The sequence below is a fragment of the Psychrobacter sp. AntiMn-1 genome, from assembly GCF_001854065.1.
In the GTDB taxonomy this organism is placed as follows: Bacteria; Pseudomonadota; Gammaproteobacteria; order Pseudomonadales; family Moraxellaceae; genus Psychrobacter; species Psychrobacter pacificensis.
In genome coordinates, this window is record NZ_CP012969.1 from 2,306,614 (window position 1) to 2,318,091 (window position 11,478).

Genomic DNA, 11,478 nt, shown 5'->3' on the forward strand with positions numbered 1-11,478 from the left:
ATTATTCGTCGTGTTGATTATTTGTCATTGTGATGGTTCGTTTTCTAACTCGTACTACCTTAACGCCCATATCTAGCAAAAACAGCTATAATAGTGTAACGCTCTTTATCAAAATGCTACTGCGACCCTATGACTATAAATTTCTTAAACAAAAATGATGAACAATCAGGCTTGCATTCAGGCGTCAATCCAGATGCTAAGCTTGCGCAGTCGGTAAGTTTATTTCCTGATAATGCTGACACTGATTCTAGGTCTGAGCCACTACGCCCGCAGTTTTGGTCGCGATTTGCCTTAAACGAGCTAAATCATAGCGAATGGGAAGCGTTGTGTGATGGCTGCGGCAGCTGCTGCTTAATCAAATACATCGATAATGATGATGACGAAGAGCTGGTCGAGTATACCGATGTGACGTGCCAGCTCATGGACTGTGCGACAGGCTATTGCCAACATTATGCGACGCGCCAAGAGCATGTACCAGATTGTATTCAGCTGACCATGGACAACTTGCCCAACATGATGTGGCTGCCATCGCATTGCGCCTACAAGCGGTTGTATAAAGGACAGAATTTGCCAAGCTGGCATCTGTTATTGACTCAGGATGCGGTAGTCACCCAGCACGAGATGCGTGCAGCCAATGTGGGTGTCGCTGGCCGCTGTGTGTCGGAGATTGGTATGTCTGATGAAGAAATGGAAACGCGCGTGGTTAATTGGGTGAATCCATAGTTTATTATTTGCTGATATAAAGGGTTATGATCTAAGGATTGGAATATGAATAAAATTTGCCGTACAACAAGTTTGATATTCAGTGCTGCTTTTTTGTCAATCGGCTGCTCAAATATTGCTCATTTGTCTGAGACCAATTCTCCTACTTCTCAAACGGCGCAAGCTATACCTGTAAAAGGTGTATTAACATCTGTGAGTGCGCCTACATTAGACGCGCCAGTTGTGGTGGATTGGCAAAAGATAGAGGCAGTTGCAGATAAAAAATATGAAGACGAGCCATTGGCTGACTATTATCTGAATATTTTATCCGAGGAAGAAAGGAATGGTGCGCCTTGGTTTTATGCACAAGATTTTAATGTTTCTATTGAAGAGGCACAGCGTCGATTATTATTGCAAGGAATTAGCTCGCCGCTGATTAACTCAATCACAGAGCATTTAGGCGCAAATGTTGCCGCCGTTTATTATGACAATAATGACGCTGATGAGTTTTCTATTAAAGTGACGACACTAACTAAAGTTAAAGCCGTCCCGCCAAAATACGTGTATCACTTTAAGCAAAAGGAATTTGAAAACTATTCTTTTCCTATTTATATCCAAGCCATTAGTGATAAAACGCATCAGCAGATTGTTGCATTGCAAGAAAAAGCGTGGCCTGAGATATTAAAGCGTTATCCTGACGCTCAAAGTATTGGCTTTAGCCCCATGACCAATACTATTAATGTGACGATTTACCGACCAACGTCTAATGAAACCGAGCGTCAACGCATAGAGACTGAGTTGACTGAGCTTGTTGACTATCGTGTGATCGTTGAGTTTACCAAGAATCGCATAACCACGGTTTAATGGTCAGGGCTATTTAATATGCTATCAATACTATTCATGAGAGCTCTGAGCCGCTGATTTGGCCTGTGCTTCAGCACTAGATTGGGAGTCGGCTAGTAAAGGGATTGGAATGTCTTGACGAATTTGCCGAGAGAACTGACGGCTATTGGCAATAGAGTGCAGGTTATTGAAGCCACTCGATTTTGGATTAATATGAGTGCGCTCATACCACGTATCCATTGACCAAGGCTGGTTTTGTTTTTCAGGCGCAGCATCCAGCATGCCGACATCATATAGATAGTTTGGCAGCCAACCAGAGACCCAAATTCGATAATCCCACGGCAGGCGATCACCACTGACGATACGCGCCATATAAAAGATAATATTAGTACAGTTACTCGTCAATGTGTTGTACCAAGAGGGTTTGGTATTGAGCTCATCCATTGCCGTTAGGTAAGATTCAAACAACGATCTCACCTCATGTTGCTGCAAATTGCTGATAGGAAACAGATAGACTTGCTCACCGCGCGCGTTGCTGCGCGTATAGATAATATCGCGCTCTTCGGCGGCAATCAGGCTCAGCTCATACCGTCTAAAAAATCCCGCCAGTGCCGAAAACGACTCGCCATTTTCTTTACGAATCTCAAATGAGAAGGCAAGTGGTCTATCGTCTTCAAAGCGAAAGCTGACCAAGGTATGAGCAATCAGTGGACCCATCCAGTAAGAGTTGGTCACATCAACGCCAGAGAGTTTAGATAAATCAATCGTGCGCGTCTCCCAATGCTCTGTGGCGTCCTCGTCTGTGCGCCAATCAAAATTACGGACATTGGTTAAGGTAATCAAATCAGGGTTGGTTGCATCGCGCTCATAAGCCACTTGCTGGTCGACCTCAGCCATCCAGTCGCGATCTTGCTGGGGTTCGATAGAAAAAAACCAGCCTAGACCTATGAGCCAAGTTGCTCCATATAAGCCAATGAGGTATCTAGTCGCTGTGTTTTTATGAATTGATTTTTTATTAGACAATGAGACACTGAGCAGTATCTTTGTGACTGTATGCCAATAACGCATACTTAGCAGCGCAGCTAATATACCCACGATGATGAGTGTTGCAAGCCAAGTGAGTACAGAGCTTATCCCGTACTGATACCAAATCGCTAATAGCAACCATATTGCTGATAGCAATATTGTGATAGCAATCAAAAAAATAACAAGACGATGTCGCCATGTCGGTCTTGGTGGTTTGTTATCTGCTGATCTGTTGTCCAAATCGCGACTGACAGAATGGCTATCTGCAAGCTGGCTGCGTGAACGCGACGATAATAAGCGGTAAAAAACGGAGCGTAGCGACATAAGGTTTGTTTTGATAAATAATGGCTTTGACCATAGCAAAGTTTATAACACACTGACAATACAATTTGAGTGAATTTGTCGTTGAATGTCGGTGAGGCTTGCGATAAAGTGAAGCTAAATTGTGCTGGTATGTCTGTTGTTTGCTACACAGATAATGATAAGCTCGCTGTTTTATTTGGCGCTTTTGTCCCCATCTAGGCTCTACTTATTTTATGAACGGTTATTCTAATTGCCATTAACTAAAGAGGTTAAATCACACCACCATGTCTGACGACACTCCCAGCCCGAGTAGTTGGTCGATGCGCGGCTTAAAACGCTGGCTATCGACCGCCCCCGAAACCCGTGATGAATTGATTCGTCTGGTACAAGACTCGCGCCAGTTTTTAGAGCCCGATACGGTCGATATGTTAGAAGGCGTGCTCGATCTGCCGGCGACACAAGTGCGCGAAATCATGACACCAAGGCCACAAGTGATTGGTCTGCACGAAAGCACCAGTCTCCCTGAAGTGATGGACATCATTCTTGATACGACGCACTCGCGCTATCCTGTTTTTGATAGTCAAGATGATGATGCCGTCATTGGTATCCTATTGGCAAAAGATTTGATTCCTATTCTGGTGCACATGGTACGCAACCAAGAAGACAAAATCGATAGCAAACGTCTAAAAGACTTGGTGCGCCAGCCATTATATATCAGTGAAACAGCTCGTTCAGATACCCTGCTGCGCTCATTGCAGCGCACGCAAGTGCATATGGCGATCGTCGTCGATGAGTTTGGCAACTTTGGTGGTGTCGTTACCATGGAAGATTTGTTAGAGGAGATCGTTGGTGACATCGTTGATGAGCATGATGACTTTGATGAAGACAGCGATATTAATAATATCGTCCCTGATCCCGAAAAGCCAAACACATGGCGTGTCCAAGCATCCACGGTGATTGAAGACTGTAATGATGAGCTTGGCAGTCGTTTTGATGATACCGATGTCGACACGATGGGTGGTCTGGTCATGCAAGCGCTCGGTTTCGTTGGTGATTTGGAGGGTGAGAGCGTGGTGATAGATGATTGGCAAATCACCATCACCGATGTTGAGGGGCGCTTTATCCAAAATCTAGAGCTGACCAAAACCAATGGGGATCAGCAGATACTGATAGGCAGCCATTAATTTGTTTGTATTCCCATAATCAATAGTTAGTGATAAAACATTCTTAGCATACCCAATAAAAAACACGATGAACCATCGTGTTTTTTGCTTTCTGCCTTTTGTATTTTGGTATGAGACTTTCGCTACGCAAATTTACCCATTAATCGGTTTTGACTGGTATCATGGGTGGATTTTATTTGTGGTCCTGCATAGAGCATTATGCAGTCAGTTTTTGCTTGGGGTTTGTCTCAGTGCTGAGCTGTAAAATTTTGAAAATATGGTTTTGGATAACTGCTATGCGTCTGTCTACTGTTGATTTACAAAAACGCCTGAACCCTGAACAGCCAAAAGGCTTACATCTGGGACTGACGGTACTGATTGCTTTGCTGGCAGGAGGCGCTTTTATACTTGCACTGGCACCTTATGGTATTTGGCCAGTTGCATTAGTATCACCTGCCATTTTATATGCGTTGTTGATGCCGGATATGACAGGTCGCCGCGCCTTTCTAATTGGTCAGGCATACGGTACGGGGCTTTGGTGTGTGGGTGCGTTTTGGCTGTACACATCTATCCATGTCTATGGTTCGACGCCCGTATGGCTTGCGCTGATTATGATTGCGCTGATGGGTCTCGGCATGGGGTTGTTCCATGGCTTTTTGGCGCTGATTTTTAATCGAGTGGTTGGCAAACAGCCATTATCTTTTGCTGCGCTTTGGGTACTCCAAGAGTGGATGAAAACGTGGCTATTCACCGGCTTCCCTTGGCTATTCGTCGGTTATGCATTTACTGAGCAATATTGGTTGTCATCCTTGGCGCCTGTTGCGGGTGTTTTCGCGGTTTCTTTTGTGGCGGTATTATTGGGAGCCAGCGTCGTTGAGCTACTACGTCGCCGCGCAGGCTATATGATTCCGTCGATAGCTTTGCTGGTTGTTAGCTGCTCGCTATGGTTGATCAATCCGCAGTGGACCAAACCAAAAGGCACGCCTGATCTATCAGTGTCTTTGATTCAAGGCAATATCCCGCAAGATCTAAAATGGCTTACTGAGTATCAAATAGAAACCCTAAAAATCTACGCAACCTTGACTCGCGATGAGTGGGGGCGTGACATTGTGCTGTGGCCTGAGTCATCGATTCCGATGTTTCAGACAGAAGCGGTTGGTTTTATCAATGAAATGGTCAAAATGGCCAAAGAGACGGACACGGCATGGGTGACGGGCATCCCTTATAAGGACGAAGCCGCGTTTGATGCCAGTAAAGATAAATATGCGCCGTTTTATAATAGTGTGGTGGCGCTAGGGGCTCAGGCAGATGGCTTGTATAAAAAACAGCGTCTGGTACCCTTTGGTGAATACATTCCATTTGAAGGGGTGCTTGATATCCTGCCAAATCTGGCAGGTAGCCAAGATATCATGAGCTATAGCCGCGGTAGTGACCAACAGTCACCGCTACGAGTGCGCGGTCATAATTTGGGCGCTGCTATCTGCTATGAAGTGGCGTATCCAGATACCACGCGCAAAAACGCGATTGGCACAGACTTTTTATTGACCATCTCAAACGATGCGTGGTTCGGTACGTCGGCAGGCCCGCTACAGCATCTACAGATGGTACAGATGCGCGCGCTCGAAAATGGTCGCTGGTTTATGCGTGCGACCAACACGGGGGTGACAGCTATCATCGACCATAAAGGTCGCATCGTAGCGCGTGCTCCGCAGTTTGAGCGCACCGTACTACGCGGTAATATACAGGCGCGCGTTGGTAATACGCCGTTTATGCGTTTTGGCCAATATCCTATTTTGTTTATTATGGCGCTACTGCTGATACTGAGTTACTTGGGTAAGCGTCCTAAGAAGTTAGTACGTTTGGGTAAATAACTGTCATCAACGCTAAAAGCGAATAGTAAAATTGATGATAATAAACCCTTTAAATACTTAAGGGTTTTCACAAATCAGTATAAATTGCGATATAATAGGTCAATATTTCAAATATTTTGTGCAAGGTGGATAAGGTATGTCAGAAGGTATCGTCAATAACAATCCAAAAAAAGAGCTGTTATACACTCTAGGTGGCATTGCCTTGTTTTTAGGTATTGTCTTACTTATTGGTATTTCTGCGTTTTTGCGTCCAGCAGGCGAGCACATCACGGCGACGCCAACGGAAGCATCAGAAGCGGCTGATGAGGCAGAAGCCATTGCTACCGAAGACGCTGCTGCCCCAGCTGAAGCAAATGCTGAAACAGCACCAGTAGATGCAGCAGCATCTGATACGGCTGCAGATGCAACCGTCACCCCAGCGACAGATGCAGATAGTGCAGTCGTCACTGCAGAAGCAGGTACAGCGACCGCTTCTGGTACAGTAAGCCAAGCGGCTGTTGCCGATGCTGATTTAACTGCTGAGCAAGCGGATGGTGACTTAGATGCTGGGGATGCTGGGGATGCTGGCACCGCCGCTGATGACACAGCAGTAGCGCAGTAATTTTTGACATTGCAATTGATAGTTTATATAGCAAAAAACGACTCTTAAATGAGTGGTTATTAAAGTCTCTACTAGCAGTAATATCAATACGATAGGACTGCATTGAAGACCACAAAAAAGCTCGTTCTCTGGGATTGAGAGCGAGCTTTTTTGTGGGTGTTTGTGTAAGTTTTAGCCAACTTTTTCTTTACTTGGGTATAACCAAGTGAAACAATGTTCCGCCTATATGACCGCTTATCGGAATAATTAGGCATTTGGTCATTACCAAAATAACCTTTAAAGGAATAAAGTTGTGAGTACACAATCAAAATCAGAAGCTAGTGCGGCTGAGCTGCAAGCACTAGACAATGGCTTTATGGGTCATCCTGCGCCATTACGCTCGTTGTTTTTTACTGAGATGTGGGAACGTTTCTCTTACTATAGTATCCGTCCGCTACTCGTGCTATTTATGGTAGCAACAGTAAGTAGTGGTGGTTTTGGGTTTGATGAAGTCACGGCTTCTGCTATCTATGGTATTTTTGCTGGTTCATTATATTTGGCAGCCGTACCGGGCGGTTGGCTAGCAGATAACTGGCTGGGTCAAGAGCGTGCCCTGTGGTGGGGTAGTATTGTGATTGCCCTTGGTCACTTATGTATTGCGCTTTCTGCCATGTTTGGTATGACGCTGTTTTTCGTCGGTTTGATCTGTATCGTTTTGGGGTCAGGGCTATTTAAGACCTGTATCTCGGTAATGGTAGGGGCTTTGTATCCTAAGGGTGACTCTCGCCGTGATGGCGGTTTTACCTTATTTTATATGGGTATCAATATTGGCGCACTCTTGGCGGCGCTCATCGTTGGCGTATTCAAAGAAAAAGGCATGTGGCACGTCGGTTTTGGCGTTGGTGGTTTAGGGATGCTCGTATCCTTGCTTACCTACCGCTTTATCGCCCGCAAGAACTTGACGCGTTATGCGCAGGCCAAAGGTGTCGATGCCGAGTGGGAGCAATCCAATGATCGCTACAAAAACATTGGCCGTTGGGTAGGTGGTTTTGTTGCATTGTTGGTCGCTGCGGTGCTGTTAATCTCTACGGGTATGGTGTCATTCAATCCTGAGATGGTGGCGGAGTATATGACCTATATCATTGCAGCCGTCGTCATCCTTTACTTTGCCATTATGTTTATTTCACCGCGGTTGGATAAGACGGACAAACTGCGCTTGCTGATCTGCTTTATTTTAATCATTGGCTCGACGCTATTTTGGTCAAGTTTTGAGCAGCAGCCAACCTCTTTTAACCTATTTGCCGATCGTTATACGGATCTAAATGTTATGGGGTTTGAAATACCAAGCATTTGGTTTCAGTCGCTGAACCCACTATTTATTTTAATATTGGCGCCTATCGTTAGTATTATCTGGGTCAAGCTGGGTAACCGAGGTCTTGAGCCGAGCAGCATGGCGAAATTTGCACTCGGTATGCTACTTGCCGCCGCTGGTTTTGCCTTGATGATTTTTGCCTCAAAAAGCATCTTAGCGCCTGGTGCTGGCTTAGCATCGCCTTTATGGTTGGTGGGAAGTCTGCTGTTATTGACCCTTGGCGAGCTTGCGCTTAGCCCGGTAGGTCTGTCATCAATGACCAAGCTTGCACCAAAAGGCATGCAAGGTCAGATGATGGGGTTGTTCTTTGCTTCTATTGCGATGGGTAACTTGGTTGCGGCCTTCTTTGGTGGTCATGTCTCAGCGGACAAAATCGAAGGTTTGCCGACCTTGTTTACTACCATGACGATCTTCTTGGTAGTCTCTGCTGTGATACTGTTGGTATTGGCCAAGCCTATCAATAATATGCTGCAAAAAAGCGAGCATGCTGACGAGGTAAGCCAATAAAGACAGATAACTGGTGTATGCAAATCCTCTATCATGCCCGTAGAATCAGTCCATAACTCATGATAAGACGTGTTACCATAACTGGCAGCACGTTTTATTATTTCAATCAGTGAGATATTTTTTAGGCTATTGAAAGCCTACATTCTGCCCAAACATCTAGTTATGTTCTACTGCAATACTATCAAGCAGCATCTAATAAGACGACTATTCATAGTTGCTACTCACCTCTCGATTTCTAAATAATTTATCTAAAATAAATAAGGACACATTCAATGAACAAACAAATCATCCAAGCGCGTATCGATACGCTACGCAAAACACTAGTGGCTCAAGACCTCACTGCGATCATCATACCCTCTGCCGATCCACATCTGTCTGAGTATTTGCCAGAGTATTGGCAAACCCGTCAGTGGCTATCAGGATTTACGGGTTCAGTAGGGACGCTTGTCGTGACGGCTGATTTTGCTGGTCTATGGACGGATAGCCGTTATTGGGTACATGCCGCTGAGCAGCTAGAGGGTACGGGTATCACGTTGGAGAAGCTGGCACCTGGTCAACCAAATCATATCGACTGGCTGGCCGATCATTTGCAAGAAGGAAATAGCGTGGCAGTTGATGGTAATGTGCTCTCTATCGCTGAGCAAGATCGACTATTGAAGGCATTTGATGCCAATGATATTACCTTGATCACTGAACGTGATGTATTGACGAGCGTTTGGACAGATCGTCCAGCACTGCCAGATGCCAAATTGTATGCACATGATGAGCCGTTTGTTGCGCAGTCTGCGACTGCAAAACTTGCGGCAGTACGCGCAGGCATGGCAAAAGTAGGTGCGACCCATCATTTACTTTCAAGCTTAGATGACATCGCTTGGTTGACGAACTTACGCGGTGCTGACGTTGATTATAACCCAGTGTTCTTAGCACATATGCTCATTGATACAGACAGCGCAACGTTATTTGTTGATACCGATAAAGTGAGCGAAGATATTGCACAAAGTCTAAAAGATAGCGGTATCACATTGGCTGATTACTCTGCTGTACAGGATGCATTAAGCTCATTAACACCAGAAGATTTATTACTGTTAGACCCAAATAAAGTTGCTGTTGGGACACTCTCCAAAATGGCAGACGATATTGGCTTTGTTGAGCAAATGGCACCGAGTACACTGCTCAAATCTGTCAAGTCTGACTCAGATATCGATCATGTGCGTGAGGCAATGCGTCAAGACGGTGCGGCTTTAGCTGAATTCTTTTCTGAGTTTGAGCAGCGTCTAGCAGCAGGCGAGCGCCTGAGTGAGCTGGATGTAGATAGTATGCTGATAGAGGTGCGTAGCCGTCAGCCGCATTATGTATCGCCAAGCTTTCCAACCATCGCGGGTTTCAATGAAAATGGGGCATTACCGCATTACCGCGCAACGCCAGAGCAGTTTAGCTATCTTGATGTGGCTGAGGGTGAAGGTGGTTTACTACTCATTGACTCAGGTGCTCAGTACCAAAACGGTACGACAGATATCACTCGCGTGGTCGGTATTGGCCAAGTTACCGCTGAGCACAAACGTGACTTTACGACCGTACTCAAAGCCCATATTGCGCTCGCTCGTGCTCACTTCCCTGATGGTATTGCCTCCCCATTGATTGATGCGATTTGCCGCGCCCCATTGTGGCAAGCTCAGATGGACTATGGTCATGGTACTGGTCACGGTGTTGGTTATTTCTTAAATGTGCATGAAGGCCCGCAAGTCATTGCTTATAGCGCCAGCACATCAAAAGAGCGTGCGATGAAAGTCGGTATGATTTCAAGTAATGAGCCAGGTTTGTATCGCGAGGGCAAATGGGGTATCCGTATCGAAAACTTGGTTGTGAATACACCAGTTCCTAGCCCTACTGAGACAGAGTTTGGTCAATTCTTACACTTCGAAACCATCACTTATTGCCCAATCGACACGCGTCTGATTGAGCCATCACTACTGGATCAAGTCGAAATTGATTGGTTAAATAGCTATCATAGCCAAGTGTATGCTGAGCTGAATGATCGAGTGGAAGGCGCTGCCCTTGAGTGGTTGACTGAACGTACCAAAGCCATCTAGTACCTAGCTCAAGTAATATAATGAGTGGTGTCAAATTCGCTTAGTCTACTGGATCTAGTACCTACGCTTGTTTGCCTTGTTACTTACGTTTTTGAAAGTGGTATAAAACAAGGTCAATAATTTTCAAGCAAACATTAAAAAGCCCCGTAAATAATTTACGGAGCTTTTCGCGGTTTATGCTGCCTGATTTTTCAGGACAGATAGTGCATTACCGTTAGTGAATGTTTTTTGTAGAGGCGTTTTTAGTAGGAGCAGGCGCGTTTTGCTCACTGAAATGCTGTGTCATCTCGGCACGTAGCCAAGATTTTAGGTTTTCCGACATCAGCATCATTTGCTCACTCAAGTAGTCGTCGATTTGACTCTCAAGCTCACGAATCAGTGTATGATCCGTCGCATCCAGCTCACTGTCTTCTAGTACCAAGTTGATCGTGGTATTGGCGTTGTCTGGTATATTTTTGATGGGCTTATCACTCAGGGTAGCATCCTGTTTGCTAATCGTCTGACTGTCAGTGCTGTTGTTATTCTCACCACTTGCTGCGCCCGTGCTGACTTTCTCAGTTTTTAGGTGATCCACCGCATCGTCTATAGCCTCTTGTTCGGTTAGATTGTCTTTTTTATTATGGGTTTTATTTGCAGCCAGCTCCTCATTTTTTTCTTGTTCTTTTTGAGCTGCTTCTGCTTTGCGCGCCGTCTCTTCGGCCTCTTTCTTCTGGGCTTCTTCCAACTGCTGCTTTTCAGCCGCCGCGCGTTCTTGTTCTTGTTTGTCTATGATCGCTTTGGCAATGGCTTGCTCGGCATTATAGTTGTCATACAGCTCATCCACATACGCATCCAAATCATGTGTATTGAACTCAAAGCTCTCAAATACAGTCTCTGCTTGTAGTAGGGTCGTGATGTCTTTTAGCTCTTGGGTAATGGCTGCGCGTACGGTCTCAGGTGCACACGTCCAGCGCTGATAAAACTGATGGGAAAATGAGTAGCTTGACATGGTATCTTCCATAAATGTTCCAAAAATTACCCC

Annotated in this window: 9 protein-coding genes; 7 read left to right on the forward strand and 2 right to left on the reverse strand. The window is 45.4% G+C overall.

The window, feature by feature from the left end:
* The first annotated feature begins 129 nt into the window (after positions 1–129).
* Positions 130–723, forward strand: coding sequence for a YcgN family cysteine cluster protein (locus AOT82_RS09865; RefSeq protein ID WP_071002844.1), 594 nt, complete (start codon positions 130–132; stop codon positions 721–723).
* A gap of 45 nt (positions 724–768) precedes the next feature.
* Positions 769–1,566, forward strand: coding sequence for a hypothetical protein (locus AOT82_RS09870; protein ID WP_071002845.1), 798 nt, complete (start codon positions 769–771; stop codon positions 1,564–1,566).
* A 30-nt stretch (positions 1,567–1,596) separates the two neighbouring features.
* Here AOT82_RS09870 and AOT82_RS09875 read toward each other — a convergent pair whose 3' ends face one another.
* Positions 1,597–2,895: an Lnb N-terminal periplasmic domain-containing protein gene (locus AOT82_RS09875; RefSeq protein ID WP_083328920.1), complete on the reverse strand. Its 1,299-nt coding sequence runs from the start codon at positions 2,893–2,895 to the stop codon at positions 1,597–1,599.
* 263 nt (positions 2,896–3,158) lie between these two features.
* Here AOT82_RS09875 and AOT82_RS09880 point away from each other — a divergent pair, with 263 nt between their 5' ends.
* From AOT82_RS09880 to AOT82_RS09900, 5 genes are all read left to right on the forward strand, one after another.
* A complete protein-coding gene (locus tag AOT82_RS09880; protein WP_071002846.1) occupies positions 3,159–4,058 on the forward strand; it encodes a CBS domain-containing protein in 900 nt (299 codons plus the stop codon).
* Between the two features lie 275 nt (positions 4,059–4,333).
* Positions 4,334–5,908, forward strand: a complete 1,575-nt coding sequence (lnt, locus tag AOT82_RS09885) for an apolipoprotein N-acyltransferase (protein WP_071002847.1) — start codon at positions 4,334–4,336, stop codon at positions 5,906–5,908.
* Between the two features lie 136 nt (positions 5,909–6,044).
* Complete coding sequence (locus AOT82_RS09890) at positions 6,045–6,509, forward strand: hypothetical protein (RefSeq protein ID WP_071002848.1); 465 nt, start codon at positions 6,045–6,047, stop codon at positions 6,507–6,509.
* A 355-nt stretch (positions 6,510–6,864) separates the two neighbouring features.
* A complete protein-coding gene (locus tag AOT82_RS09895; RefSeq protein ID WP_263281243.1) occupies positions 6,865–8,367 on the forward strand; it encodes a peptide MFS transporter in 1,503 nt (500 codons plus the stop codon).
* A 272-nt stretch (positions 8,368–8,639) separates the two neighbouring features.
* Positions 8,640–10,457: an aminopeptidase P family protein gene (locus AOT82_RS09900; protein WP_071002850.1), complete on the forward strand. Its 1,818-nt coding sequence runs from the start codon at positions 8,640–8,642 to the stop codon at positions 10,455–10,457.
* Between the two features lie 214 nt (positions 10,458–10,671).
* Here the strand turns inward: AOT82_RS09900 and AOT82_RS09905 are convergent, their stop codons facing one another.
* Positions 10,672–11,457 (reverse strand): hypothetical protein, encoded by a 786-nt coding sequence (locus AOT82_RS09905; protein WP_071002851.1) that lies wholly within the window; start codon positions 11,455–11,457, stop codon positions 10,672–10,674.
* Positions 11,458–11,478 lie beyond the last annotated feature (21 nt).

Coding starts and splice junctions, on each gene's coding strand:
- AOT82_RS09865 (WP_071002844.1), top strand. CDS start 130: ATGACTATAAATTTCTTAAACAAAAATGATGAACAATCAGGCTTGCAT.
- AOT82_RS09870 (WP_071002845.1), top strand. CDS start 769: ATGAATAAAATTTGCCGTACAACAAGTTTGATATTCAGTGCTGCTTTT.
- AOT82_RS09875 (WP_083328920.1), bottom strand. CDS start 2,895: ATGTCGCTACGCTCCGTTTTTTACCGCTTATTATCGTCGCGTTCACGC.
- AOT82_RS09880 (WP_071002846.1), top strand. CDS start 3,159: ATGTCTGACGACACTCCCAGCCCGAGTAGTTGGTCGATGCGCGGCTTA.
- lnt (WP_071002847.1), top strand. CDS start 4,334: ATGCGTCTGTCTACTGTTGATTTACAAAAACGCCTGAACCCTGAACAG.
- AOT82_RS09890 (WP_071002848.1), top strand. CDS start 6,045: ATGTCAGAAGGTATCGTCAATAACAATCCAAAAAAAGAGCTGTTATAC.
- AOT82_RS09895 (WP_263281243.1), top strand. CDS start 6,865: ATGGGTCATCCTGCGCCATTACGCTCGTTGTTTTTTACTGAGATGTGG.
- AOT82_RS09900 (WP_071002850.1), top strand. CDS start 8,640: ATGAACAAACAAATCATCCAAGCGCGTATCGATACGCTACGCAAAACA.
- AOT82_RS09905 (WP_071002851.1), bottom strand. CDS start 11,457: ATGGAAGATACCATGTCAAGCTACTCATTTTCCCATCAGTTTTATCAG.